The 25,095-nt window shown below is 41.9% G+C and carries 24 protein-coding genes and 1 tRNA gene; 9 read left to right on the top strand and 16 right to left on the bottom strand.

Features of this window, described 5'->3' with window-relative positions; genetic code table 11:
* The first annotated feature begins 7 nt into the window (after window positions 1–7).
* A complete protein-coding gene (locus NMG48_RS06130) occupies window positions 8–1,156 on the top strand; it encodes a hybrid sensor histidine kinase/response regulator (protein ID WP_271254426.1) in 1,149 nt (382 codons plus the stop codon).
* 103 nt (window positions 1,157–1,259) lie between these two features.
* On the opposite strand, the gene ovoA is transcribed toward NMG48_RS06130, so the two are convergent.
* The 5 genes from ovoA to menE form a co-directional block, all read right to left on the bottom strand.
* Complete coding sequence (gene ovoA, locus NMG48_RS06125) at window positions 1,260–2,597, bottom strand: 5-histidylcysteine sulfoxide synthase (RefSeq protein ID WP_271254425.1); 1,338 nt, start codon at window positions 2,595–2,597, stop codon at window positions 1,260–1,262.
* Between the two features lie 59 nt (window positions 2,598–2,656).
* The gene (gene egtD / locus NMG48_RS06120) at window positions 2,657–3,670 is read right to left on the bottom strand and encodes an L-histidine N(alpha)-methyltransferase (RefSeq protein ID WP_271254424.1); all 1,014 of its coding nucleotides are present in this window, start codon (window positions 3,668–3,670) and stop codon (window positions 2,657–2,659) included.
* A 147-nt stretch (window positions 3,671–3,817) separates the two neighbouring features.
* Entirely contained in the window at window positions 3,818–4,291 is a 474-nt protein-coding gene (locus NMG48_RS06115) for a TspO/MBR family protein (protein ID WP_271254423.1), read from the bottom strand.
* Window positions 4,288–4,749, bottom strand: coding sequence for a thiol-disulfide oxidoreductase DCC family protein (locus NMG48_RS06110; protein ID WP_271254422.1), 462 nt, complete (start codon window positions 4,747–4,749; stop codon window positions 4,288–4,290). The genes NMG48_RS06115 and NMG48_RS06110 overlap by 4 nt, the downstream gene beginning before the upstream one ends.
* A gap of 133 nt (window positions 4,750–4,882) precedes the next feature.
* Window positions 4,883–6,469 carry an o-succinylbenzoate--CoA ligase gene (menE, locus tag NMG48_RS06105; protein ID WP_271254421.1) on the bottom strand — a complete coding sequence of 529 codons (1,587 nt, stop codon included), beginning with the start codon at window positions 6,467–6,469 and terminating at the stop codon, window positions 4,883–4,885.
* Window positions 6,470–6,564: 95 nt separating this feature from the next.
* On the opposite strand from menE, the gene NMG48_RS06100 reads away from it, so the two are divergent.
* The gene (locus tag NMG48_RS06100; RefSeq protein WP_271255248.1) at window positions 6,565–6,933 is read left to right on the top strand and encodes a phasin family protein; all 369 of its coding nucleotides are present in this window, start codon (window positions 6,565–6,567) and stop codon (window positions 6,931–6,933) included.
* Window positions 6,934–6,971: 38 nt separating this feature from the next.
* Here NMG48_RS06100 and NMG48_RS06095 read toward each other — a convergent pair whose 3' ends face one another.
* Window positions 6,972–8,660 (bottom strand): alpha/beta hydrolase, encoded by a 1,689-nt coding sequence (locus tag NMG48_RS06095; protein WP_271254420.1) that lies wholly within the window; start codon window positions 8,658–8,660, stop codon window positions 6,972–6,974.
* 78 nt (window positions 8,661–8,738) lie between these two features.
* Here NMG48_RS06095 and NMG48_RS06090 point away from each other — a divergent pair.
* Together NMG48_RS06090 and NMG48_RS06085 are read left to right on the top strand one after the other, a co-directional pair.
* A tRNA-Thr gene (locus tag NMG48_RS06090) sits at window positions 8,739–8,810 on the top strand.
* 56 nt (window positions 8,811–8,866) lie between these two features.
* Window positions 8,867–9,184: a hypothetical protein gene (locus tag NMG48_RS06085; protein WP_271254419.1), complete on the top strand. Its 318-nt coding sequence runs from the start codon at window positions 8,867–8,869 to the stop codon at window positions 9,182–9,184.
* 184 nt (window positions 9,185–9,368) lie between these two features.
* Here NMG48_RS06085 and NMG48_RS06080 read toward each other — a convergent pair whose 3' ends face one another.
* Window positions 9,369–9,833 carry a single-stranded DNA-binding protein gene (locus tag NMG48_RS06080; protein ID WP_271254418.1) on the bottom strand — a complete coding sequence of 155 codons (465 nt, stop codon included), beginning with the start codon at window positions 9,831–9,833 and terminating at the stop codon, window positions 9,369–9,371.
* 349 nt (window positions 9,834–10,182) lie between these two features.
* On the opposite strand from NMG48_RS06080, the gene NMG48_RS06075 reads away from it, so the two are divergent.
* Window positions 10,183–10,761, top strand: a complete 579-nt coding sequence (locus NMG48_RS06075) for a hypothetical protein (RefSeq protein WP_271254417.1) — start codon at window positions 10,183–10,185, stop codon at window positions 10,759–10,761.
* Window positions 10,762–10,879: 118 nt separating this feature from the next.
* Window positions 10,880–11,881, top strand: a complete 1,002-nt coding sequence (locus NMG48_RS06070) for a zinc-dependent alcohol dehydrogenase family protein (RefSeq protein ID WP_271254416.1) — start codon at window positions 10,880–10,882, stop codon at window positions 11,879–11,881.
* A gap of 159 nt (window positions 11,882–12,040) precedes the next feature.
* Here the strand turns inward: NMG48_RS06070 and NMG48_RS06065 are convergent, their stop codons facing one another.
* The 5 genes from NMG48_RS06065 to NMG48_RS06045 form a co-directional block, all read right to left on the bottom strand.
* On the bottom strand, window positions 12,041–12,724 hold the full coding sequence (locus NMG48_RS06065; protein WP_126389007.1) for a Crp/Fnr family transcriptional regulator: 684 nt from the start codon (window positions 12,722–12,724) through the stop codon (window positions 12,041–12,043).
* A gap of 133 nt (window positions 12,725–12,857) precedes the next feature.
* Window positions 12,858–13,634 (bottom strand): enoyl-ACP reductase FabI, encoded by a 777-nt coding sequence (gene fabI, locus NMG48_RS06060; RefSeq protein WP_271255247.1) that lies wholly within the window; start codon window positions 13,632–13,634, stop codon window positions 12,858–12,860.
* A gap of 60 nt (window positions 13,635–13,694) precedes the next feature.
* Window positions 13,695–13,973, bottom strand: a complete 279-nt coding sequence (locus NMG48_RS06055) for a YggT family protein (RefSeq protein ID WP_126389005.1) — start codon at window positions 13,971–13,973, stop codon at window positions 13,695–13,697.
* Window positions 13,974–14,093: 120 nt separating this feature from the next.
* Entirely contained in the window at window positions 14,094–14,408 is a 315-nt protein-coding gene (locus NMG48_RS06050; protein WP_271254415.1) for a hypothetical protein, read from the bottom strand.
* Between the two features lie 146 nt (window positions 14,409–14,554).
* Window positions 14,555–15,433 carry a DUF928 domain-containing protein gene (locus NMG48_RS06045; protein ID WP_271254414.1) on the bottom strand — a complete coding sequence of 293 codons (879 nt, stop codon included), beginning with the start codon at window positions 15,431–15,433 and terminating at the stop codon, window positions 14,555–14,557.
* 1,599 nt (window positions 15,434–17,032) lie between these two features.
* On the opposite strand from NMG48_RS06045, the gene NMG48_RS06040 reads away from it, so the two are divergent.
* The 3 genes from NMG48_RS06040 to NMG48_RS06030 all read left to right on the top strand — a co-directional run bounded on the left by NMG48_RS06040 (window position 17,033) and on the right by NMG48_RS06030 (window position 19,036).
* Window positions 17,033–17,962, top strand: a complete 930-nt coding sequence (locus NMG48_RS06040) for an RNA polymerase sigma factor, RpoD/SigA family (RefSeq protein ID WP_271255246.1) — start codon at window positions 17,033–17,035, stop codon at window positions 17,960–17,962.
* A 277-nt stretch (window positions 17,963–18,239) separates the two neighbouring features.
* Complete coding sequence (locus NMG48_RS06035) at window positions 18,240–18,590, top strand: NAD(P)H-quinone oxidoreductase subunit M (protein WP_126388999.1); 351 nt, start codon at window positions 18,240–18,242, stop codon at window positions 18,588–18,590.
* A gap of 38 nt (window positions 18,591–18,628) precedes the next feature.
* Window positions 18,629–19,036 (top strand): DUF2996 domain-containing protein, encoded by a 408-nt coding sequence (locus NMG48_RS06030; protein ID WP_271254413.1) that lies wholly within the window; start codon window positions 18,629–18,631, stop codon window positions 19,034–19,036.
* A gap of 28 nt (window positions 19,037–19,064) precedes the next feature.
* Here NMG48_RS06030 and NMG48_RS06025 read toward each other — a convergent pair whose 3' ends face one another.
* The 4 genes from NMG48_RS06025 to NMG48_RS06010 all read right to left on the bottom strand — a co-directional run bounded on the left by NMG48_RS06025 (window position 19,065) and on the right by NMG48_RS06010 (window position 24,746).
* On the bottom strand, window positions 19,065–19,865 hold the full coding sequence (locus NMG48_RS06025; protein WP_271254412.1) for a hypothetical protein: 801 nt from the start codon (window positions 19,863–19,865) through the stop codon (window positions 19,065–19,067).
* A gap of 5 nt (window positions 19,866–19,870) precedes the next feature.
* Window positions 19,871–21,760, bottom strand: coding sequence for a peptidoglycan-binding domain-containing protein (locus tag NMG48_RS06020; protein ID WP_271254411.1), 1,890 nt, complete (start codon window positions 21,758–21,760; stop codon window positions 19,871–19,873).
* 92 nt (window positions 21,761–21,852) lie between these two features.
* On the bottom strand, window positions 21,853–23,028 hold the full coding sequence (locus NMG48_RS06015) for a peptidoglycan-binding domain-containing protein (protein ID WP_271254410.1): 1,176 nt from the start codon (window positions 23,026–23,028) through the stop codon (window positions 21,853–21,855).
* Between the two features lie 233 nt (window positions 23,029–23,261).
* On the bottom strand, window positions 23,262–24,746 hold the full coding sequence (locus NMG48_RS06010) for a DEAD/DEAH box helicase (protein ID WP_271254409.1): 1,485 nt from the start codon (window positions 24,744–24,746) through the stop codon (window positions 23,262–23,264).
* Between the last annotated feature and the right edge of the window lie 349 nt (window positions 24,747–25,095).

The raw sequence follows: 25,095 nt of genomic DNA, 5'->3' as shown, positions 1-25,095 counted from the left end.
AACAAATATGCCTTCTATTTTAATCATTGATGACGAAACCTATAACTTTGATGTAATTCAAACGCTTCTATCTAAGCAGTCATATACTCTCCATTATGCAGCTAGTGGGCAAGAGGCGATCGCCAAGCTGAAATATTATCAGCCCGATGTAATTTTGCTCGATGTGATGATGCCCAAAATGGATGGTATCGAGGTGTGTCAGAGAATCAAAGCAATGGCAGAATGGAAACATGTTCCTATTATCATGGTGACTGCTCTTACTGCTAAAAAAGATATTGCACTTTGTTTAGAATCAGGGGCTGACGACTTTATTAGTAAGCCTGTTGATCGGATGGAATTAGGGGCAAGAATTAAATCCATGCTGCGAATTAAGGAACAGTACGATCAGATTAGTGCTTTATCAAAGTTGCAAGAAAATACAATTCATCTCTTGCAAAATAATATGGATGATTTATGCGGAAATTTATCTTCTACGCTTCCTCAGGAACTTAACACACCTTTAAATGGTGTATTTGGTGCGATTAGTATGATGATGGCAGACTATCAAAATATGAAGCCTGAGGAAATCTATGAATGGTTAACTTTGGCTAAATTATCAATACAGAGATTAGAAAATTTAACTAGAAAATTCATGCAATATGCAAAATTAGAAGTTCTAGCAATTCATCCCAGAGTTGATGAGAGCAGAAATACATATTACTTAGATTTGCCCACCCATGTGTTGATTGAAACAACCTCCAATATTAAAGCTGATAGCCGTTTAAATGATCTAGTTTTAGATCTTGAAAATATAGAGATTTCTATGAACGAGAAAGATTTTCTATGCTTGATCAATGAGTTAATCGAAAATGCCTTTAAATTTTCCCAAGCTGGTACTCCTGTTAAAGTAACTAGTAGATTAGAAAACGCTCTATTCCATCTGTCAATTTCTGACCAAGGTAGGGGAATGACTGAAGAACAAATTAGTAAAATAGGTGCTTTTACCCAATTTGAACGTAAACTTTATGAACAGCAAGGAATTGGTCTGGGATTGAAAATTGCTCAGAAAGTTGTTGAAATTTATAAAGGAAATTTCTCAATTGCCAGTGCGTATGGGCAAGGCACTACCATTAATGTTGAATTACCAATAACTAGTGATATTTTCCAATTGACGTAACGTCAGTTTCTTTCTATTTGCTCCGTGCGATGTATGGTGCAAATGTTTTTTGTCCCCACCTTCAGTGGGGACAAAACCCTGTACTGCACTAGATTGGTATACGTTATATAGAAGTGATATTGCTTAAGGCGATTCTAAAACCTGCATGTTGGAAAAAGTTAGGACGGAACCAGTTGCGATAATGGGGATAAGCTTCGGTTCCACTGGTAATCCATGAGCCACCAGCCATCATATTATGCTTCGTATCAAAATATGGTGCGGAATAATTTTCATAGAGGTAATGGGGTTGATAGCCATTGAGAGGGGTTAAATGATCGCTCAGCCATTCCCAAACATTACCGCGCAGATCGTAGAGACCTGATGAACTTTTCGCTGATTCGAGATAGCCTACGGGACTAGGCGAAGCAAACTTTAAGTTGAGATTAAAGCCAGAATTATCCTCAACCTGTGATGAGCTTAGCCCAGTACCATAGGTTGCGAGATGATATTCAGCTTCAGTCATGAGGCGCGTATTATTCCCTTTCCAGCGACAATAGGCGATCGCTTCATGATGATTTACCTCCACAGGAAAATCAAAGGGCATCGCGATTTCATCAAACATGGCGCGATATTTGTAGCTATCAGCATCAGGAATCCAGAATTTAGGATGTTTGACATCATGCTGAACTTTCCAAGCCCACGCTGACTCATGCCAATAGTCTTGATTTTCGTAGCTGCCATCTTTGACAAAGTCGAGAAATTCGGCGTTAGTAATTAGGTGTTTACTCGCTTGAAACGTTGCCACATCGATAATGCGATCGCCATATTCAATATCCCAACCATAGAGATTGGAGTCTTGGGGCTTCCCAAAGCGTACCGATCCTCCCGCAATTTCGATCATTTCATTAGGTTTGGTATAGCCATTGGCAGGTGCATAATTCCAACCTTGAGGGCGTTGCAACTTATCCACAGGTAATTGGCGAATCAACATGGAAGAAGTTTCAATATGAATATACTGATGCTCGATCGCCATCATCAGCGCCCAAAGGGGATGCTCTTGGCTTATGGGCAAAGCGATCGCTACATCATTGATCAACTCACTGATCCTGTCATAGACCTGCTGCCGATATGCCCATACTTCTATCACATCCGCTTGCCGTAGATTATCGAAAATGCTCTCAATTTCATCGGGCTTTTCGGGATCGACTCCTATTTCAAAGAGGCTTTCAAAATGAGGATTGATGCGTTCGGTAATTAAGCCAACTTGGACTAGCTTATTGATGTAAAAGACTGCCGAATGTCCTAAATAGAAGATCAATAAATTGCGTAAAGGGTCGGGATTAAGATAGAAAGTTTCGGGACTAATTAAACTTTTCATCAAATGGTCTTCAATTTGCCAAGCACGTTGGCAATAAGCAAGAATATCTTGGCGATCGCAATGGTGGAGATTGGGTGGTTGCATAGATTTTCCTAATTAAAATATTTTTTGAAAGTGCTGCGAAGCAGAACTTTCAAAGTAATTTAGAGAACTTGACAAAGCACTAAGCCAAACCATTTTTGGGGATCTGTCCAGATTTTGACGGTTTCTAAACCTTGCGATCGCAATTGAGCTTGCACTTTCTCTAAGTCAAACTTACGCGAAATCTCAGTGAGAATGCTTTCACCTGATTGAAACTGCACCTTGAGATCGAGAATATCTAGGGATGCTTGATGTTCTACTTGCGCGTACAGATACATTTCAATTTGATGATCAATTTCGTTATAAATGGCTTGATGCTTAAATAGACTTAAATCAAAATTGCCTTGAAAGCGCCAATTCAAATGGGCAAGCATATTCAAATTAAAGGCAGCCGTTACTTCCTGACTATCGTTATAAGCGGCTTCGAGAATATCTTTGGGCTTTTGTAAATCAATTCCTAATAGAAAATAATCACCTTGTGTTAAAGCATGGGAAACCTTATTTAAGAACTCATTTGATTCTGCTTCGTTAAAGTTGCCAATGGAACTACCTAAAAAGAAAATCATTCGTGCTCGCGAGTGATTTTTACCAAGATAAAGCAAAGCTTCATCGTATGTGCCGATTAATCCCTCAAGGGTGAGATCGGGATATTTTTCTTGTAAATGTAAGACTGTCGTTTTGAGAATGCCACCACTGACATCAATGGGAATATAACTAAAGGCATCGGGGATGACTTCCTTTAGGGAATTTGCAGCTTTTTGATAAGCACTCAGTAAATAATGGGTTTTAGTAGAACTACCGCTACCTAATTCCACTAATTCACAGGAACCTGTAATATCAGCGATTTCATCAGCATATTTATTTAATATCCATGCTTCGGTACGGGTTGGATAATATTCGGGAAGTTCGCAAATTTGCTCAAACAATTCCGATCCGCGATCGTCATAGAAGTATTTTGGTGGAAGAGTTTTTGGATTTCCAGTTAATCCTTGAACAACATCATGTCCATCTTTTTCAAAGGTTTGATTTATGTTTGCATTATGCTGATGCAGAATCTTTAAATGTTTAACTGTCATGTTGGGCTTAGTTCCTATTGGTTGATGTATATACGATGAATAAACTTGTTTGGATGAATGCGGTTAACCCAAAATAGAGTTACGGGACTTTGCCCCGTAACTCTATTAAATTGATTGGATGTCCTAATAATATATGGGGATAGCCATCTATATTTCGGGTGGATTAAGTCGTGCCATGACCCATGTTACATATGTGCCCACAGGACTCCATAGCAAATATGGGACAAGGAGCCATCCTGACAGGCTGGAAACTTGCCAAACCTGAGCCGTTAAAATCACTCCCAATATAAAACCGATCGCCCCCACGATCGCGCCAACCCTTACATTTCGTAAACGGGTCATTACTGGGGTATAGGCTAAAATCGCAATCTCGACAATGCCATAACTAACCATAAGCAACCATGTGTTAACGGTCGCTGGCTGTGCTTCCCAGAGGAAAGCCGCAGAGGTAATACCACAAATAAAAATTGAGATCCAAATGAAGGGAATTGCCCCCTCAAAGGTCAGCCATCGGGGACGACGCAAGCGCATAAACCATTTATAGTCCGCAGGAAAGAGTTTGTTGAGGGCAAAGCCAATTACAAAGCAGATGACCGCGATCGCCAACCAAGCAATAATCATGATGTTTCCCTATTCGCGATCGCCCCATTCGCGATCGCACAGCGTTCTTCACAAGCTTTGAGGCGTTGCTCACGTTCCGCGACAACGGTTTTCAAATCAGCGCGACCTGTCAGCAAGAGTCGATAGTCCGTCCAAATTCCATAGAGAGCATCAGCTAGCCATCCGACTAATGGCAACTTGGTAATTGCATAAATCCAACCAATGCCGAGGATGTCGTAAGTTTGGCGAAATACTTCCACATTTTGGATAATTCCCCCATTCGGTAATATGGCATGGATGCGCCCCATTGCGGTCTCGAAGTCGATACCTGCATTGTCTTTGGGGGCATAGTCATCGGCGGCGATATCCACAAATTTAATCAAACCGCGATCGCCATCTTTACGTTTTAAGAAGTTGACTTCGCGCACACAGAGGGGACAAGCGCCATCGTAGAGCAGCTTAATTTTCCATAATGTCATGAGTATGATTTTTATCCATAATACAGCTATCTTAATTGTAACCAATCGTCTTGGTATTTATAGCGGTTTTCATTTTGCCGTAGGCAAAATGAAAACTCAAAACTCTTACTAGAATTGATTTTTTAATAAACAGTCATTCTTGAAAACCCGCATCTATTGTAGTGTTGGGATTCTCACCTTCGGTGAAATTACCAACACTACAATCTAAATGTTCGCGAATCTTTTGGCGTAATAATTTACCTGAAGCGGTTTTGGGTAGAGATTCCCAAATATGGATGGATTTTGGCAATTTATAGCGAGCTAGCGATCTTTGTTCACAAAAGCTTCTCACATCATCCAGTGATAACTCTGCTCTAGTCACCATTACTGCTGACACGATCTCGCCCCATTCGCGATCGCTAATTCCCACTACACAGACCTCTAAAATTGCAGGATGTTCTAACAAAATCGATTCGATTTCCGTAGGATAAATATTTTCACCACCACTGATAATCAAGTCGGAGCGACGACTGACCACATAGAGATAGCCATCGCGATCGCAATAACCGAGATCTCCTGTATATAGCCAACCATCCTTAACCGCATTATTCTCTATCTGGTGGAGATAGCCATTCATCACACTTGCGCCTTGCACAAGGATTTGTCCAACTTCACCAATGGGAACTTCTTGTTGAGGATTATCTAAATTTACTATGCGAAATCGATTACCAAATAGCGGTAAACCCGAAGAACCTTGTTTGAGAGTGACCTCATGAGATAACAATGTAGCAACTTGAGAAGCCGTCTCGGTCATGCCATAGGTCGGCATTATCGGTAAATTTAATTGCAGACATTGCTCAATTAATTCCTTACTAGCAGGTGCGCCACCCAAGAGAATTGCACGTAGATTTTGAAGATTTTGCCAGTGGGGATGTTTTAATAAGCGAGTCAGCATGGTCGGCACAAGGGAAATGATCGTCACTTTTTCATTAGCGATCGCTTCTAGTACTTCCTGCTCATCAAACTTCGGTAACAGTGTAATCGTAGTTCCATTAGTCACACTTCGCCATGCGATCGCTAGTCCCCCCACATGAAACAGAGGCATACATAGTAACCAGTTGTCATCTTCATAAGTGCCTAGATTTAAAGTTGAAGCGATCGCACTATAAAAATGATTACTATAGGTTAATGGAACTGCCTTTGGCTTCCCAGTTGTTCCCGAAGTATAAAAAATCCCCTGTATATCCTCTAAGTTAAGTAAGCCATCTACCCCCAACCTTCGCTCAGAGCGAGAAAATCTTCCTGTCCCCCCTCTCCCATCGGGAGAGGGGGCTAGGGGGTGAGGGCAATTCTCAACTATTAAGTTCTCTATATCACTTCCCAAATCATGAGCTATGAACTGAGTAAATTCATCACAAATAAGATATTTGGTTTGACTATCTTCTAATTGCCAATGTAATTCATCAACAGTAAGACGAATATTCAAAAAGACAGCTACGGCTTCACATTTCACCAACGCATGAACCAACATGATGTATTGGGGCTGATTAGTTAGCAACAAACCAACGCGATCGCCTGATTTTATCCCCAAGGATTGTAAATGCTCTACCCAACGATTAACTTCAGTTTCCAATTGGGCATATGTCCAATGTGCTATTGGATGATTGGGAGATCTGGAGATAAGTGCGATCGCTTCTTTTTTTTGAACAGCTCTTTGCGATAGCCAATTGGGAAATTGCATGATTTCAGATTGATCACGATATAATGTAAAGAATTCAAGGTTGAGTGGTGTTTTGTACTACCCATACTAAATTTATTACATTAGGAGTAATGGCAATGAATCCATTTGGTGGCATCGTCCAAAAAGCATTTTATCTAGGTCTAGGCTTGGCGACGGTTGCAGGTGAAAAAGCAGGCGAGACCCTCAATGAACTTCGCACTCAAGCTAGTAAACTGGCTGATGAATTAGTGGAAAGAGGTGAAATGACCACCGAGGAAGCTAGAAAATTTGTAGATGACCTTGTAAAAAATTCTCAAAAACCAATTGGGGAAAGCTCTCCAAATCCTACAGGCAAAGAAGAACCCCGCACGATTTCCATTGATGATGAAGAGGATGGTAGCTCTAATCAGACAGTGAATGATGTAGATCAGCTAAAAAGCAAAGTTCAAGCTTTACAGGATGAACTCAAGCGTTTGCAGAAATAAAATTGGAGATGGTACAAAGCATCGCCATTCTTTTAAATCTATGGTTTTAAATCTAGGGATTGCAAGAGTTGTGATTCCGAAAAATTGGTAGTTAACGAAGCAGGAAATCTTGGCGAGGCGATCGCTTGTACATAGTTATTAGTTAAATAACTAGTAAATTCGGGACGCTGATTGAGATAGGTTTGAAAAAAGGCAAGACTTAAGGCTTTGGTATGGGGATGAGTAAATTCTGGCTTCTCACCTACTACACTTTCTGGCACAATCAGCACCCCGCGATCGCTTCTTTCTAAAAAGGAGAAATGTGTTCCTTTAGGGAAAGTTACTAAATATTTATGGGGATTCGTGAGCCATACAAAGGGGAAAAACTGTTCAGGAACCGCAGGGGTGAAGATATCATCACCACTAGCAAAAATGGCAACGGGAATCTTAATATTTTGCACTCCCTCTTTACCTAATAAAGTACTGCCACCAAGAGGATTTAAGGCTAAAACTGCTTTGATACGGCGATCGCTAAGATTAGTATTATTGGTATCTAAGGAACTAAAGCGACATTGCAAAATTTTGGCAACATTAAATGAAGCGATATTTGGTTCAGGGGTACTGCATTCTTGATTGATTTGATTGAAGTTTAGTTGAGCGCCGCTTAAAGCTAAAACTGTATAACCGCCAAGGGAATGTCCAATTAAACCAACCTGTTCAAAATTCAAGCGATCGCGCCAGATTGGGTCGGTTTTAGCCTTCTGTTCTAGCTCATCCAATAAATATTTCACATCAAGAGGTTGTTGAATTGCTTCTTCAGACTGTGGAGACTTACTCAATCCAGAAAGAAAAGCCGCAAAGTCACGACTACCTGTTTTCGGATGCTCTAGTGCGGCGACAGCAAATCCATAGGAAGCGAGATGTTGAGATAGATATTGAAAAGTATCAGGATTAGAGGCAAGTCCGTGGGAGATCACAATTAATGGCGCAGGTTTGGTTAAGTCCTTGGGTAAATATAGCTCTGCCGAAATCCTGACATTGCGATCGCGTTGTAAATAGGTAAATTTCTCCTTTGTCCATTGTACATTGCCCATCACGCGCAGATCGGGTTTAGCAATATCTAGAGACTTGTTTTCAGTGGGATTAAGGCTTGATTCGGCGATCGCTTGTTTTTCGATGGCAGCGATCGCCTGTTCCTTTTTGTAGAGCAATTGTGAAACTTCTGCATAAGCTTGCAAACCTCGCGGCAGATCTAGATAAATAATCGGTACGGGATATCTTTGTAAGACATTGAGAATAGTTAGCCCTTCATCACTTTGAGCCGAGAGAATCAGAGCTGCTCGTAGCGACGAAAATCCATTGTGTTGGGGAGTGATCTGCAAAATCCTACCCAGTCGCCGCATCAAGATCTCACCAATAGGCGAATAGGCAAACTGAGCAGCCGTGACATGACTGATGTTGTAACGAGTTGCTAAGGTTTCGCGCAGTTGATTTTGTTGTTCCGAGGATAAGCGTCCGAGATAGAACTCTAAGCGCTTACTCAATTTTCCTTGCTTAGCAAATTGCTCTAAATCGCTGATGTAAATGGTAAATTCGCCAGCAGGGGAATACCAAAAGCGGATTTGTTCAGCACTATGGGCTGGTTTCGCCAAGATATTAGTACAGGCGATCGCGATGCCCATACTTAAGGAACCGATGGTAACAACACGACGAAAGCCTAGTCCCAATTTACCTAAGACAAATCCCATAGTCTGTAAGTTTTTCTAGATTTTATAAAATGTGCGATGATGTTATAATAGCTTTCGCAAAAAATTTGTGTTTGACTTGCCGATGTAGCACAGGGGTAGTGCAGCTGATTCGTAATCAGCAGGCCGTGAGTTCAAATCTCATCATCGGCTCTTATAACATTAGAATAATGGCGCAAAGCGCCAATTATTCTATAGCTGGCTTAATTATGAAGTACTTTTTTCTGGCTCAAGGTTGGCGGGTACGGAGAGTATGGGATGTTTCAGGCTTATGGAACGAAATGGCTTGGCGACGGAGACCGATCATAATTCCCATCGGGGTTTATTTGGTTGACGATAGAGAGGAAATGGTTCTTTATAAAGTTGAAGAGTCAATCCAAGCGGTAGAGGCGATCCCCGAAGATTTATCGAATAATCGCGATCTCATTGTGAGTAATGATGGCAGTAAGGTTGCGATCGCACAGGTACGCATTTCAAGGCTTTTATCTGCGGAACAAGCTTTAGAGAGGATAACGCCTCTTAAATAAATAGGGGGCGCTTTTGCACCCCCTATTTATTTGAGAAGCGTTAAGTGGAACCCTCATCCCCCAACCCCTTCTCCCGCAGGAGAAGGGGAGTAAAACCCATATTATTTTCTTGTTCCCCTCTCCTGCGGGAGAGGGGCTAGGGGTGAGGGCTTTACAACCTTCCACGTAACACCAGTTATTTTATTTAAAACGGAATATCGTCATAGTCAGGAGCATTGGTTGCGGGAGATGCTACAGGTACATAGCTTGATGTCGGTACAGCAGCATTACTGGGCGCAGTAGATGGATTTGCTCTAGGACTACGTGTAGGTGCAGCAGTTGGTGTAGCAGTTATACTTGCTGTGCTGCCAGATCCAAAGCTATGAACTCGTTGAGCAACCAATTCAGTACGTTTTTCTTTGTAAGTACCGCGATCAACAGTATCAAGGCGGAGACGACCTTCTACTACCACTTGATCTCCTTTATGATATTTCTCCATAATTTCATCCGCCAAATTATTCCAGCCCACGACCTTGATACGATAAGGGGCTTCTTCGGCACGTCCGCCTGCAAACTGGACAAGAAATGAAGCGATCGAACTTTGGTTATCGGGAGTACGGCGCAATTCGGGATCGGTTAGCACTTCTGCCATCAAGACAATAGAATTCATAGGTGTTTATCAAAAGCTTATGGCTGATCTTTATTTATTTATCATATAGTAGTTTTCAAAGCTGACAATATACAGTCAATATCTTGAGAGATTTCAGACAATATCTTGAGTGCAATAGCCTCCATCTGCATGTATACTTTTGCAGACTATAAAGCTGAAATAACGCTATGAATCTTATTTGTAAAGATACGTTTTAAAGACATTTTTTAAAAATATTTTTTAATTATTCGTTTAGTATGATCAGCACTATCCCCACTAAAGTATTAACATCTGGTTAGGATTGGCTGTTTCGTAATATCTAGTCCTAAGCTATAAAAATCATGACATCTCAAGTACTCGTCAAGCATATATGCTGACCGTAAACGCAATCATCATAAGTACTATAATTCTCGATGTTGGGATTCAGGCTGTGATTATCGACAGAATATTTCGAGCAAAACAAGGTAATAAGCGGCGGGAAGAAGTGGAAGAAGAAAACCTCACTCGCTATGAGTCCAATACGTCTAGCGATCAGCCTAAGGGCTGGGAATTTAAAATCTTGCGTACTAGTAGCGGTGGTTTCCGCAGTCGTAAAGTATTGAATCGAGTTTGTGCTGAAGAAGCTCAGGCAGGCTGGATTTTATTAGAAAAGCTAGATGATCATCGCTTACGGTTTCGTCGCCCCATCATTGCCCGCGATCGCGACAATCAGTGCAAGATCGATCCCTATCGCACTCGCTATGGCATCTCCGAAATGGTCGAGACTTGGACAACCATCATTGTTTTGTTAATAATTATGAGTGGGGCGGCAGTCCTAGGTTTTACTGCGATGAATCGCTTCTTTGGAGATTGGCAAACCCGCGCAGTTCAGAGCGCCCCTCGCACAGGGGATAACAATACTAATGCTATACGTCAACCACCTTCACCTAGTGCTAAACCTAACAATTAATCGCCTTTTAATCATCTTTCTGACAATACATTCTAAAAATTAACGATAGTTCTATCAAATAGTCTGCGCTTCGCGCAGACTATTTGAATAGAACTATAAAATTACCCCGTAAATAGCAATGAAAGCCATTTTGATGACCGCAGCAGGTGCGCCCAATGTGTTGCAACTTGCTGATGTAAATGAACCCACGATTCAATCGTCTACTGAGATTCTGGTGCGTCTCAAAGCCGCAGGTATTAACCCCATTGATACCAAACTGCGTAGTCGTGGCACATTTCAGCCCGATCGCTTGCCATCAATTCTTGGCTGTGATGGGGCAGGAATTGTCGAAGCGATCGGTGCAGATGTTACTAAATTTAAAGTTGGTGATGAAGTGTACTTCTGTAATGGTGGCTTAGGATCACACCAAGGGAATTACACAGAATTAACTACTATTGATGAAAAATTCGCCGCCCATAAGCCTAAATCCCTCAGTTTTGAAGAAGCTGCGGCTGCCCCACTAGTTTTGCTCACCGCATGGGAAGCTCTATATGATCGCGGTAGACTCGACGCATCAACAAGTCCCCATGTCCTGATCCATGCAGGAGCAGGTGGTGTGGGGCATGTTGCGATCCAACTAGCTAAGCTCAAAGGAGCTAAGGTCGCGACCACGATTGGCTCTGAAGCTAAAGCAAGGTTTGTGAGAGGGATAGGTGCAGATTTAGCGATCGCCTATAAACAAACTGATTTTGTTGAAGCCGCGATCGCATGGACAAATGGCGAAGGTGTCAGCATTGCCTTTGATACTGTCGGTGGCAAATTAATCGAGCAAACTTTTCCTGCGGTGCAGGTCTATGGCGATCTGATCACCATTCTGGAACCACCTGCCGATATAAGCTGGAAAGTTGCCCGTACTCGCAATCTCCGCTTTAGTTTCGAGCTAATGCTCACCCCGATGCTATTAGGGCGTGGCGATCTGCAAATTAAACAAGCTCATATTCTTGCCGAAGGCGCAAAGTTATTTAACTCAGGTAAACTCAAAATCCATGTAAGTGAAGTATTTCAGCTAGCTGATGCTGCCAAGGCTCATCAATTATTAGAAACAGGCTCAATGACAGGCAAACTAGTTTTAGCAATTTAGAACAAGGGGGGCTAAAGCCCCCCTTGTTCTTTTTAACACGAGCTCGGGTTAATTTTGAGAGAGGGTTTGCGTAGCAAACCCTCTCTCAAAACCCAAGAGTAAAAGTCTTGGGCTTTTAAAATTTGTCAGCTTAAACCGAAACGATTTTTTTAGGGGCTTTTAGCGAAATGTAGCTAGCTGAGCCATTTGTTTTTCGTTGGTAATTGTCATCACTTGCCGCTTAGGATCGATCGCAATCCAACCCTTGTCTTTAATCTTTTCTAAAACCTTATTAGTATCTTCAGGATTTACCTCTGACAGATCGGCAATATCTTGGATAGGCAAATTGAAGATATCCACCCCTAAATCAGTCCTACTTCCATAGGTATCGGCTAAACCAGTCAAAATCGTGGCAATCCTCACCGCAGGTACTTGCTGGCGTAACTGGATGCGCTGATTAGTTTTGCGTAACCGTCGCACCATTAACTGCAACATCCGATGATGCAGTTGCGGATCTTTAAACAAAAACTGAATAAACTTTTGGGCGGGAATAGTCAAAACACGCACTGGCGTAAAAGCGACCACATCCGTTGAGCGAGGAGACTCATCAAGAATTGCCATTTCCCCAAAGAAGTCGCCATGAGCTAATACTGCTAGAGTTGTTGCATCCTGACTTCTCAAAAATCTGACTTTTAGCCAACCAGAGAGAATGAAATAGACAGCATTGCCCCAAGCATCCTCCATAAGCACTGCCCGCCCCGCAGGATAATCTCGTTCTACTGCTTCAGCGAGGAGCCATTCCAAAGTCTCGACACTAGCTGCATCAAATAGTGGAAATAGCTCTTTGAAGATATCCGTTTGCATGGGAATTTTTTTAAGATTGAATCTTGTAAAAACCTAAACACAGGCATTTTTGCCTGAAACTCTTAAAAGCGATGCAGGCAAGATGCCTGCACTACAAATCCAAGGTAGATATGAGGATGGCTAGTTGCAACAACTAAGCACCCATGACTTCGTAGCCAGAATCTACATAAATAATTTGCCCAGTTACGGCACTAGAGAGATCGCTACCCAAGAAAGTTGCCACATTACCAACATCTTCAGGTGTCACTAAGCGACGCAACGGTGCAGTTTCCTCGTAATGGTGCAACATTTTGTGGAAGTCGCCGATCGCTGCCGAAGCTAGAGTTCTGATTGGACCTGCGGAAATGGCATTAACGCGGATATTGTCTGGTCCCATATCGGACGCTAAGTAACGAACATTCATTTCTAAAGCCGCCTTAGCTGCGCCCATGACGTTGTAATTAGGTACTACCTTTGCGCCACCAATGTAGGTGAGGGTAATCACACTACCACCATCTTTCATGAGGGGCTTTGCAGCACGACATAGATGGATCAATGAGTACGCACTCACATCCATAGCTAGCTGAAAACCTGCGCGGGAAATATCTGTAAAATTGCCAGACAAGTCTTCTTTGTTCGCAAAGGCGAGACAATGCACCAAAATATCGATCTTTTCCCATTTCTCTGCCACCGAAGCAAAGAGAGAATCAACCTGTGCATCATCCTGTACGTTGCAAGGCAATAAAAAGTCTGGGGTTAAAGGATCGGTCAACTCTGCAACTTTACTTTTGTTGCGATCGCGATCGTCTGGCAAATAAGTTATCCCTAGACTTGCACCAGCCTGATGTAACTTCTGAGCAATGCCCCAAGCGATCGACCGATTGTTGGCAATCCCAGTCACAAGAGCAGTTTTCCCGCTCAAATTTAACAAACCCGTCATGTATATTTCCTAACGTGAACCAGCGTAAATAAGCTTTAATTCAAGCTTACCTTAAAAGCCCATTGCGTTTCTGGCAATCAGACCAAGAGCATTTTGCATCAGGTTAAGTGCTAGAAATGCAAGGATTGGTGAAAAGTCCATGCCACCTAAAGGAGGAATAATTGACCGAAATAAATTCAAATAGGGATCTGTAACTTGGCTAAGGGTGGCAAAAGGTTGCTTATACCAGTCAACGGTCGGAAACCAAGTCAATAGAATACGAATGATGAGGAGAATCGAATAGATTTGGAGAAACTTACCGACTGTATCAACAATAATAAGAGATGCCATAGAGGTTGGTTAGGTTGGGGAACAATTAAAGAAAATAGCTACCATCATTCTAATGAATCCAGTAAAAAGAGAGGTTAAATTTACCTAAGGTAAATTTAACCTGTCACACCTTATTTACCATCATTTATCGTCAACATTCAAATCACGCAATGATTCAACGGTTTGCTTCCGCCCATTTTTGCCTTCAGTCATCGCTAATTCTTGGCTTACTGAGTCGATCGCTGCGTTGAGCTGAGCAATTTTCTTTTCGAGATTACGCCGCGCAAATTCATTAGAGGTCTGAGGCTTATCAAGGATTAGATCGCCTTCGGACTGGAGATCCATGTTCTCATCTTCTGGCTCAGTGAGCTTAATAGCCACTAATGCGCCAACTACGCCGCCAATAGCAGCACCGAAGAGAAAACCTCCCCAAAAATTACCTGAGTTATCTGCCATAGCTTTGCCTTAACGATCTCAACAACCTTAAATATCGAGACTTTTGGCACATCATATCATTTTGACTCGCTCTGTAGATATGAAACTTTTAGCAGTTTGTATTTTGGGGACTGCCCAAAATACAAACTGCTAGTAAACATCCCCTCTTACTTTTTTTTGGGTTTTAGCTCGATAGATATGACATTTTTGTTCTCATCTAGTTTTGACAAAAAGTTGGCAAATTTGGCTGAGTTGAATTCTTCAGTTGTGTTATTGTCATCTTCTGATTTGACTATAAAGGCGAAATGGTTTTTCAAACCGACCTTTAATAACTCATTGCGCTCAGTACTAGCTACATTGTCCTTAGGATTTTGAGATAGCCAGCTTGTGTAAGCATTGAGCGCATCATACCAGTAAGTATTTTTGGCGTAGATTCTTGCTTTCTCTAAATCGTTGTTGCTAGAAGCGATCGCTGTTATAACAGCAGGATCTACATCCCGTCGAATGGGGGCATAAACGTCAGTTTGAATCCCGTTCATTTCACAACGAACCTGCCAACGTTGTATTTTTCCTGTAACTAATTCAGGTGCAACTTCTGGCAATGTAAATCTGTAAAGCCCTGATTTCTCGGCTTTACCTTCAGCTTCAAAGATTCTGACCGATTTTGTTTCATTCCCGTCACGCAAAAAGAAAGTTACCTTGATGGAGTTTTTCTTGTCACTGACATTTGAGAACCTATTTGATGTGGGCTTATTAGGTTCTTCTGGCAAGTTAATGTACCAAAGAAATGTCGGTCTACTAGCTAGAGTTTTTGCCCCATCCATTGGCACAAGAAGGATAACCGATAGAATCTGAATATTCGTAGTTCTAGTTGCCCCACCTGCACTTGCAGATTTTGGCAGTCCCAACCCGTATTGAGCAAAAGCTGAAGGTGCAAAGCCGAAACAACCTACTACAGAAGTTAAACAAACTGCTCCAAGACAAATTGCATTTAGAGCGATCGCCTTTCGCCTTGGGTGCTGAGTTGCCATCTTTGTCAACATCATTGGTGTAATCATCCTGATATTTTTAGTTATATTTGCCAGAGATTTCAGTAGAAGACAACAGCAATTTTACTTACTCTACTTAAGTACTCTACTTAGGCTGTGGTTAGTTATAGCGCTTTTCAAGCAAGCGATGTATAGAAGGTTGTGTCCGTACCGAAGGCGGGGACACAACTCTGTACTTCTCTGGATTGGTATACGCTTATGTATCTTTTAGGTCTATAGATTAGGTTAGCAAGTTCCCTGATTGTAAAAATCTTTATATTTACCAAATATTTACATGTAAGGAAGAGATGAGGTTGAGTTACAACATCTTCTTGGTATTTCTAATTGTGTCAAGACTGGGCTTGGGTATGTTCTGTTTTTTAGAAATAGTTGATTAAGTTAAACCGATTTGTGATCGCCCCAGTGATTTCGAGAATTATTCGAGAATTACAAAATGCTTCACAAATCAAATTCTAGCAAACCTAATTTATTGAGCAATCTTTGAACAAACTAGATTTGATCTATTCCTTTTAATATTTGACTTCACCCAAATGAGCGATCGCATTTTATTATTTTACTTTGATGATCAAAATTATCAAACTTTACAAGATCCCAAATGAAGCATTTGTGACAATTATCTCCAAGACTAATGGTTATCATTCATCATCTACAGGGATGAAGATTCAGTATGCTTAACTTTCTTAAACAAAATTAAAGATGCGTAACTGCGATTACAGGGAATAATTAATGTAGATTCTAATTTTCTAAAATTAATCCTAGTCAAAGTATCCAGATAAAGCTAAAAACAAGATTATAGGGAACCCCTGCATTCAAGCTTTAGTCATTTTATTTCTGGCAGTCAGTAAGATAAGTTTCCTCTTCATTGCTAACAATCATCTTCCTAAAGTTACATATAGTTTGTTCAGGACTTATGTATATACTGCCCTAACAGATTTTTGTCACCAGTTTAAGATTCAGCTAGTCCTTATATCTAAAACATGAATACCTGACCGCTATATCAATTTTGATGTGATTGTTGATTACCTAGGTTATTGAATATTGATGAAATCTAAATTAGTAGGTCGTCTCTTTTCTATAAGTTATCTATATCTTGTAACAAGTTTCTAGAATTAAGACTTTCTATTTACTTTCTCAGTATTTAGATAAATGACATTAGGGCTATTCAAAAAAGATAGAAGTGATGAGTGTAAATACCTAGTGAAAATGCAATCGAATCCTTAGATAGATAGTGATAGCCGCCCTTTGACTTTTTTAGTTGATTTGTAATAATATGTAACTCCAGACGCAAGAGATAAAAAGGTTGATCCTGTATTGTACAAAATAGCCTTAATACTAATAACAAATTAGTATCTCATTTTTACAAAACTTAAAGATTATGATTATAAGCTGTGAGGCTCCATAACTTCTAGATCTGCGAGTTAAGTTGTCAGGTTTTATTAAGTCTTTTGGGTCTCCGCCTTCTGGTCTTGGAGAAGCACTCTTAGAAAACGCTTAGTTTAAAACATGAGGAGCGATATGTCTGAAGAACCATTGACCCAACTCACATCACATCCAGTGGATAGGCAACCTAACAAGCAGGTTGGGCTGTCTGCTGACATGGTTCGCACTTATTTGCATGAAATCGGAAAAATTCCTCTCCTTAGTAATGAAGAGGAAATTATCTACGGCAAGCAAGTACAGCAGATGATGGTGCTGTTTGAGGCGCAGGAAAAACTTGCCCAAAATAGCGATCGCTTACCAACTGAGCAAGAGTGGGCTGAAGCTGTAGGATTAGATCCAACAGTTCTGCATAGTAATATTCGTATTGGCACAAGAGCTAAGCGCAAAATGATCGAAGCGAATCTTCGCTTGGTTGTTTCTGTCGCTAAAAAATATCAAAAGCGTAATCTAGAACTTCTAGACTTAGTACAGGAAGGAACTCTTGGATTAGAACGTGCCGTAGATAAGTTTGACCCCACTAAGGGATTTAAGTTCTCGACCTATGCCTATTGGTGGATTCGTCAGGCAATTACCAGAGCGATCGCCCAGCAAGCCAGAACGATCCGCTTGCCAGTCCACATTACTGAAAAGCTCAATAAAATCAAAAAGGCTCAACGTCAGTTATCGCAAGATCTCGGTCGAGTAGCTACGGTCGCCGAAATCGCCTATGAGCTAAATATCAAAACTGAACAGGTACGCGAATGTTTATCGCTATCGCGTCAACCAATTTCTCTTGATCTACGCATTGGCGATAATCAGGATACAGAACTTGCGGAACTCCTCGAAGATACGGGACGTTCTCCTGATATTTACGTTGAGCGGGAATCTCTGCGTACTGATATTCAGAGCTTGCTTAAAGAATTACCTGAAAAGCAGCGTCAAGTTATGGTTTTACGCTATGGCTTAGATGATGGTCAGGAGATGTCTCTAGCGAGCATCAGTAAACGCATGGATTTAAGTCGTGAGCAAGTAAGACAATTAGAACGCCAAGCGATGGATTATCTTCGCAAGCGTAAGGCTAGAATGCAGGAATATCTAGCTAGTTAAAAAGAGGAGGTGCTTTGCACCTCCTCTTTTTATGAAGTTACAGCCTATTTAGGGTTTGTGTAATACAGATAAATTTTGAAAAAGCTTGCGAAGCAAGCTTTTTCAAAATTTATCTGGGTTTCGAGAACGCGCAAAGCGCTGTATTGTGCTTGGTGTTGTAACTTCTTTATATATGTATAGAGAAATTGTTTGGTTAGGAACTCTTCAAAGTTTGCAATAATCTAAAGTTAGTTCTTAGATATTTTAATTACCAACCTAGCTAAACCCACAAACCTCTATGCCGCTCAAATCTACAACTCGTCATATCCAGATTTATGCTGCCATTGTGGATCAGGATAACGATGAACTCATCGATAGTGAAAACACATTGACTTTAGATGTTGATCCAGACAATGAACTGAACTGGACAGATGGCGCTATCCAAAAGGTATATCGCAAGTTTGATGAGCTGGTGGCGGAATATAAAGGCGCTGACCTCACAGATTACAATCTCCGTCGCATTGGTTCAGATTTAGAGCATTTTGTGCGATCGCTGTTGCAACAGGGCGAAGTTACCTACAATCTCAATCATCGTTCGCTCAACTACAGCATGGGCTTACCCCAGATCGTCAATACAGAAGCTCAATAAATTTCTTTAGTAATTCTTTAGTAATATTTCAAAAATTTATGTCTGAAACTGCACCAACTTCTGAAGAATCTCAGGCAAAACCTGCGGCGAAACCTAAAGCCGAAAAGCCACCTGCGATCGAAGATTTACCCTTTGAAGAATTTATTAACACGCACTATCTACCAGCTTTGACTAAAGCCTTTGGTAAGCAGGGTGTGAGTGATCTGCAACTAGAATTTAATAATTCTCAAGTACGTGGTTTATGGGCGCAGGGTTTACGCCAATTTACAGTTTATTTTTCTAAGTCAGATATCAATGCTCAGAAGGCTTTTTCCTGTGCTGATGCAGGGCGATCGCCAAGCACCATCGAACCATTTTTGATTGATGAGCGTAAAGCTCCTCTCGATTTGCTCGTATTTGGTGTGATTCAACGCTTAAATGCCCAAAAATGGCTACAAGCTAATTAATAAGAAAGGGGTACAAAGCACCCCTTTCTTATTTAGAAGAATTTTTTGGGACAATAACTAGTCTGTCATTTTGAATATCGATTTTCATGCCCAGCTTATCTACCTCTTGAGCAATAATTTGGACTGTTTTCTTATCTACAGCATTTTGCAAAACTAGAGACCAAGCTCCTACCTGTGCTTTGGTAAGATCCCGCTCCTTTTCTAACCACTTTGCTGATTGACGAGATAGATCGGCGGCTAGCTTAGGATCTTCAAAGGTTTTTGCGGTTGAACTAACACGATCAGCCCATTCAGCCGCTTTGAGATAGGACTCTCTCGCACCTTTGGCATCGCCGAGAAATAATAGATGATCAGTAGCTTTATATCGCCAAGCAGTATAGGCAGTGGGTTGGATATCGGGATTAAGCGATCGCAATCCTTTTTCATAAATATTGATGGCATCTCTCGGCGCTCCTGCAAACATTGATACGCTAGCTGACATATATAGATAGCTACTCAAGAATCGAGGGTCGCGCTCGATGATATTTTCAAAATAGCGGGGACTGAGACTATATCCCGTTTGAAATTTATTTCTGGAAATATCGTCACCAAAGTATTGCAAAAACTGCAAAAAAGTAAAATTGGCAATCATATTATTAAAGCCAAACCCACGGGAAGGCAGTTGTCTAATTACCTTCAGACGTGCTTCTTCTTCTATGACTCCCTTACGAGTCTCTTCTAGGGTCTGTCCACTCAAACGTTGATTTAACTTAGGAAATTGCAAACTGAGAGCGATCGCAGCAAAAATGGCGATCGCACCCAAGTTAATCGCAAGATTACGGAACCGCATCTGACTTAATTGCCTTCGGAAATAAATGTATCTTTACTAAGACTATCAATCAGTTTATTGCTTGGTGCGCCATCGGCAGGAGTAATCGTGTAAAAGTTTTGTGCTCTAACGATCGCATTCCGCGTTTCTGCTGTTAAGACACCATCAGCCTTGCCATTATAAAATCCTCGCTTAGATAATAACTTTTGCAATTCCAAAACCTGAGCGTTACTGGCACTTGCTTGTGTGGTTGGTGCTGGTGTTGCTGTTGCTATTGGCGTTGCTGGTGTGGGTTGGACTTGAGGTTTAGCAGTTTCTTGGGGTTGGGGTGTAACTTGAGGCGTGACTTTAGCTTGTGGCTGTACCTGCTGTGGTAGCTGTACTTGTGGAGCTTGTAGCTGTATCTGTGGAGCCTGTGGCTGTACCTGAATCTTGGGCTGTAACTGTGGTTGTGCAGGGGCTTGAGGTGTAGTGGTTACCTGTGGCTGTGGCACTACCCTTACCGTGGGGGTATTGTTAGTGACGGCAATTTGTTGACGTGGCGCACCTGATTCTAGGGCAGCAATAGTTTGACTGCCTGCCACCCCATCGGTGGTTAAACCATAGGCTTTCTGGGCGGCGACAATGGCAGCCTTGGTGCGGGGACCAAGAAAACCTGTAATTGGCCCGTTATAAAAACCGCGATCGGTCAGTAAGTTCTGTAAATTTGCCACATTCTCATCCGTTACCGATGAGTTTGTCTTCGTTGATGTGGTTGTAGTCTGATTGGTGGGTTTGGTGCTTGCAGATGTTGTTGTTTTGGTATCTTTTTCCAGTGCTGCTACAGTTTGGACACCTGCCACACCATCAGGAGTCAATCCATAGGCATTTTGGGCAGCAATGATCGCAGCTTTAGTCTGAGGACCTTTGACTCCATCGATCGCTCCATTATAAAAACCACGTTTAGCTAGCAGTTGCTGGACTGCTAAAACACCACTGTCACTACTTTTTGCCACTGGGGCTTTGGTAGCATCACTATTTTGAGCTGCAATGTTGACCTTGCTGCTCCCCGATTCCAAGGCTGCAATGGTCTGCGCTCCTGCAATACCATCGGCGGCTAAGCCATAGTTTTTCTGAGCAGCAATGATGGCTGAACGGGTCTGATTGCCCATGATGCCATCAATAGCACCATTATAAAAACCACGTTTGCTGAGCAAATCTTGGAGATTGGCGACTTCAGTGCTTTTGGTTGTGGTCGTACTTGTCGTAGCAGTTATGGGTGTGACCACAGCTTTGCTATCGGATTCGAGCGCTGCTAGAGTTTGGGGACCTGCAACACCATCGGGGGTAAGATTGTAAGCCTTTTGCGCAGCAACGATCGCTGAACGGGTCTGATTGCCCATGATGCCATCAACAGCACCGTTATAAAAACCACGATCTGCTAGCAACTTTTGCAGATTCATCACCGAGGCACTAGGCGTTACGGCAGTGGTGGTTGTACTTTCATCGGCTTTGGAAGATGTGCTAGCAACGGGAGCACCACTTTCGAGAGCTGCGATCGTGCGGCTACCTGCAACGCCATCGGCAGTTAGTCCCAATGACTGTTGAGCGCGAATAATGGCATTTTTGGTCGATGCTCCCGCTACGCCATCGATCGCTCCAGGATCAAAGCCATTTTTGGCAAGTAATGACTGGACATACTTCACGTCCGATGATGGGGTAACTTCTGCGAGTGCATTGAGGGTCGAGCCTAAACCAATGAGGATCGTCGTACTTGCAAGAATGACATTCAAGCTGAGTTTGGCTGATTTAGTAGTTAATTTTTTTAGCCAAGTTTGAAAAGTTGTCTCAATATTTACGTTAGGAGTGTTACTGTCTGTAGCGATCGCTTGATCATCACGGATAAATTCTTCTTGAATATAAGCTAGGAGTTCCATAATTTAGACCTTATTGAGATGATTGGAGTGAAATGATAGAGAGGGAGTTAGATGATTTGAGATTCCGAAAAGTTGCTAATAAAGTTGCTAATTTAGGATGAATTGGTATTTTGCGGAGATTGGGGTGGTAAGTTTTGGCTAGAAGTTGGTTTTTGAGTATTACTACTAGACGGAATATTGCTAGGAACCGTAGGACTAGGACGGATATCTTGACTGTTGGTATTATTTTGAATGGTTGGGACATTCTGAACGGCGATTGGTTCCATAGCTTGTCCTTTAAGAGATGCAATTAATTCTGGACTCAGCTCTCCTGTAGCCTTCTGTCCATATGCATTTTGGGCATTGACAATGCTATCTTTAGTACGAAGGTCGTACAGCCCATTGAGTTCAGCATCATAAAAACCGCGGGCTTTGAGTAGTTGTTGGATTGCCAACACATCCTGAGTCGTGGGTGGTTGATTAAAAGCCGTTAGCGAAAGGGGAACATTTGTGCCGCCAGCCAGCAAAGCGCGAATTGTTAAAGGTCCCGCAAATCCATCTGCTAGTAGTCCATAGGCTTGTTGGGCTTTCAAGATGGCGTTAACTGTGGTTTGTCCCTGTCGCCCATCAATTTCCCCTTGATAAAATCCCCTTTGTTTGAGCAAGATCTGCAAATTGCCAATCTCAGACCTGTCTATGCTTGAAACATTAGACGGAGAAATAGGGCGAACAATGATTACTTGTTTAATACCATTGCTGCTGTTGTTGTCTTGAACTGTAGGTTGATTTTTATTCGGGACTGGCAAAATATTTTGAGAAGGATTTTTCAGTAATGCTAGGGTTTTTTCCCCTGGAATACCATCGACAACAAGATTTGCTTGGGATTTCTGAAATGCCATCACCGCACTCTTGGTTTGTCTACCATAAACCCCATCAATTTCACCTACAGCAAAACCGCGGTTAGCTAGTAATGTCTGTACTTCTAAGACATAACGGGTATTACATAGATATAGATTTTCACACCAAGGCGGAGCATTGACCGATGGCTCAAGGTATTGACTAGCTTCAATAGGCTGGCCAAAACTAAGGCTTAAACTATTCATTCCCGTAATAGCGATCGCTGATAGTAAGTAGGAGCGCCACCGCTTCACCATCGAATTCCAAACAAGAGGAGTTACCTGACATTGGGGATTGTCAATTTCATCCAAAGTAAGTAGATCTTCATCTGGAGATTCTTGTTGAGCTTGTTCGTAAGCCCAAGCATCATAGATATAGGCTGCAAGTTCCATAGCTACCACTAAAATGATCGCTTGATCGCTGTCTAACTTATTTTAAACGATCTTTTCTGGCTTCTTACGTCAAAAAATGTATATCTTCCTAAGGTATGGGGATGCAAAGAATCAGAATCCAGTCTGGTTAAGTCTTGCGGGGTTCATATTTGCAGCTATAGCAATGTAATTTTAAAACCCAAATTTCAAGAAAGGCGGCGCGAAGTACCGCCTTTCTTTGCTATACATGAATTTTAGGGCTGGTAATCATTGGGTTGTTCTGCCGCGATCGGTTTAATTTTGGGAATGTCTTTACCATAGTGAATTCCTATTTGAATGACCTTATCTTGTTGCGACTCAGGACGCGATCGCTCAATGCCACGACGACGTTCGGAAGTACGCTCTTCACTGGTATCCTCTGTCACAACTTCATAGAGAATTGCTTGTTTATTGGCTTCAGTGCCACGCCTTAACACCCTTCCTAAACGCTGGATATATTCACGGGCAGAACCTGTACCCGATAGAAGGATGGCGATACGGGCATCGGGGACATCAACACCTTCATTTAAAACATGGGAAGTAACTAGGGTTTTATACTTACCTTCGCGAAAGAAGGTCAAAATTTCATGACGTTCTTTAACAGGTGTTTGGTGGGTGAGGGCAGGAATTAATAAATCTTTAGAAATGCGATAGACCGTAGCGTTGTCATTAGTAAAAATCAAGATCCGTTCCGTAAAGTGTTGTGCGAGTAAATCTGCAAGGACTCGTAGCTTTGCCTCAGTCCCTAGAGATAATTCCTTCGATTCCCGATGGGCAAGCATGGCGCGGCGACCTGCCTGCGATCGCGCACTTGCCTGCACAAATCTCTGCCATCCTTCCAAACTACCGAGGGAGATTTTTGCTTCTTTTAAAAATTGATTACGACTCTGAATTAGCGAATTGTAGCGATCGCGTTCTTGGGCGGAAAGAGAAACTTTAATCTGCACAATTTTATGTTCGGCGAGGGCTTGTCCTGAGAGTTCTTCCGCCGTCTTACGATAAACTTCTTCGCCAATGAGAAGTTCTAAATCCGCATGTTTACCATCACTGCGTTCAGGTGTAGCGGTTAAACCTAGTCGATAGGGAGCGATCGCATATTCGGCAATTACGCGAAAAAAATCCGTTGGTAAATGGTGGCATTCATCAAACACAATCAAACCATAGCGATTTCCTAAGGCTTCAGCTTGTATGGCAGCGCTATCGTAGGTAGCGACCAAAATCGCCGTGCGATCGCGCGATCCACCTCCTAACAAACCAATCTCCACATCAGGAAAAGCTGCCAGTAAATGGGCATACCATTGGTGCATGAGATCAAGGGTTGGCACAACGATCAAAGTACTGCGATTGGTTACTTGCATAGCAAGTTGCGCTAGATAAGTCTTACCTGCGGCAGTCGGCAAAACGACTACTCCTTGTTTCCCTACTCGTTGCCATGCTGCTAGAGCTTGACTCTGATGGGGATAGGGTTCCATTTTGCTATGAGCAATTAAGTTAATCTCGCTGTAAGCCCGTGATTTATCCTCGATCGCAATTGATTCCGAACGTAAAGTCAAAATCAACTCGCGGTAACGATTAGCGGGAATACGAAACTTCTCAATGCGATCGTCCCATGTGGCAAATTCAATCCATGCCTTCCCCTTAGGTGGTGGATGGAGAATTAATGTACCGCGATCGTAGGTTAATTGAGGAATACGAGGCATATAGGTTTGAGTATGAGCGTATTAAGAGACTTTGTTTAACATCAGTTAGACGAATGCAGAAAATGGTAAGGAAGTGCCAAGCACTTCCTTACCATTTTCTGCCATTTGCGCCATGCACAGCACGATGCAAATGGTTATATCGAAATCAGGTTTTGTTTATAGGTAGTCCTAAAAAGTAAAGGATTTATTGTGGTAAGGATGGGCGGTGTTTCGCACTGCCTATCCTTACATGTTTATAAACTTTATTTAGATATAGGGAACTTCCTGATAATTTATTGCGTCTTCTAGTGATTTAACAGTTAAACCGCAAAAAATTTATACATAATTTATAGGTTTTCTATATTTATAA

It is taken from the genome of Pseudanabaena sp. Chao 1811, assembly GCF_027942295.1.
GTDB lineage: Bacteria > Cyanobacteriota > Cyanobacteriia > Pseudanabaenales > Pseudanabaenaceae > Pseudanabaena.
This window is presented reverse-complemented; position numbering and strand designations above follow the sequence as displayed.

What these genes read in the sequence shown, in the direction of transcription:
- NMG48_RS06130 (WP_271254426.1), top strand. Translation starts at nt 8, where the DNA reads ATGCCTTCTATTTTAATCATTGATGACGAAACCTATAACTTTGATGTA.
- ovoA (WP_271254425.1), bottom strand. Translation starts at nt 2,597, where the DNA reads ATGCAACCACCCAATCTCCACCATTGCGATCGCCAAGATATTCTTGCT.
- egtD (WP_271254424.1), bottom strand. Translation starts at nt 3,670, where the DNA reads ATGACAGTTAAACATTTAAAGATTCTGCATCAGCATAATGCAAACATA.
- NMG48_RS06115 (WP_271254423.1), bottom strand. Translation starts at nt 4,291, where the DNA reads ATGATTATTGCTTGGTTGGCGATCGCGGTCATCTGCTTTGTAATTGGC.
- NMG48_RS06110 (WP_271254422.1), bottom strand. Translation starts at nt 4,749, where the DNA reads ATGACATTATGGAAAATTAAGCTGCTCTACGATGGCGCTTGTCCCCTC.
- menE (WP_271254421.1), bottom strand. Translation starts at nt 6,469, where the DNA reads ATGCAATTTCCCAATTGGCTATCGCAAAGAGCTGTTCAAAAAAAAGAA.
- NMG48_RS06100 (WP_271255248.1), top strand. Translation starts at nt 6,565, where the DNA reads ATGAATCCATTTGGTGGCATCGTCCAAAAAGCATTTTATCTAGGTCTA.
- NMG48_RS06095 (WP_271254420.1), bottom strand. Translation starts at nt 8,660, where the DNA reads ATGGGATTTGTCTTAGGTAAATTGGGACTAGGCTTTCGTCGTGTTGTT.
- NMG48_RS06085 (WP_271254419.1), top strand. Translation starts at nt 8,867, where the DNA reads ATGAAGTACTTTTTTCTGGCTCAAGGTTGGCGGGTACGGAGAGTATGG.
- NMG48_RS06080 (WP_271254418.1), bottom strand. Translation starts at nt 9,833, where the DNA reads ATGAATTCTATTGTCTTGATGGCAGAAGTGCTAACCGATCCCGAATTG.
- NMG48_RS06075 (WP_271254417.1), top strand. Translation starts at nt 10,183, where the DNA reads ATGCTGACCGTAAACGCAATCATCATAAGTACTATAATTCTCGATGTT.
- NMG48_RS06070 (WP_271254416.1), top strand. Translation starts at nt 10,880, where the DNA reads ATGAAAGCCATTTTGATGACCGCAGCAGGTGCGCCCAATGTGTTGCAA.
- NMG48_RS06065 (WP_126389007.1), bottom strand. Translation starts at nt 12,724, where the DNA reads ATGCAAACGGATATCTTCAAAGAGCTATTTCCACTATTTGATGCAGCT.
- NMG48_RS06055 (WP_126389005.1), bottom strand. Translation starts at nt 13,973, where the DNA reads ATGGCATCTCTTATTATTGTTGATACAGTCGGTAAGTTTCTCCAAATC.
- NMG48_RS06050 (WP_271254415.1), bottom strand. Translation starts at nt 14,408, where the DNA reads ATGGCAGATAACTCAGGTAATTTTTGGGGAGGTTTTCTCTTCGGTGCT.
- NMG48_RS06045 (WP_271254414.1), bottom strand. Translation starts at nt 15,433, where the DNA reads ATGATGTTGACAAAGATGGCAACTCAGCACCCAAGGCGAAAGGCGATC.
- NMG48_RS06040 (WP_271255246.1), top strand. Translation starts at nt 17,033, where the DNA reads ATGGTTCGCACTTATTTGCATGAAATCGGAAAAATTCCTCTCCTTAGT.
- NMG48_RS06035 (WP_126388999.1), top strand. Translation starts at nt 18,240, where the DNA reads ATGCCGCTCAAATCTACAACTCGTCATATCCAGATTTATGCTGCCATT.
- NMG48_RS06030 (WP_271254413.1), top strand. Translation starts at nt 18,629, where the DNA reads ATGTCTGAAACTGCACCAACTTCTGAAGAATCTCAGGCAAAACCTGCG.
- NMG48_RS06025 (WP_271254412.1), bottom strand. Translation starts at nt 19,865, where the DNA reads ATGCGGTTCCGTAATCTTGCGATTAACTTGGGTGCGATCGCCATTTTT.
- NMG48_RS06020 (WP_271254411.1), bottom strand. Translation starts at nt 21,760, where the DNA reads ATGGAACTCCTAGCTTATATTCAAGAAGAATTTATCCGTGATGATCAA.
- NMG48_RS06015 (WP_271254410.1), bottom strand. Translation starts at nt 23,028, where the DNA reads ATGGAACTTGCAGCCTATATCTATGATGCTTGGGCTTACGAACAAGCT.
- NMG48_RS06010 (WP_271254409.1), bottom strand. Translation starts at nt 24,746, where the DNA reads ATGCCTCGTATTCCTCAATTAACCTACGATCGCGGTACATTAATTCTC.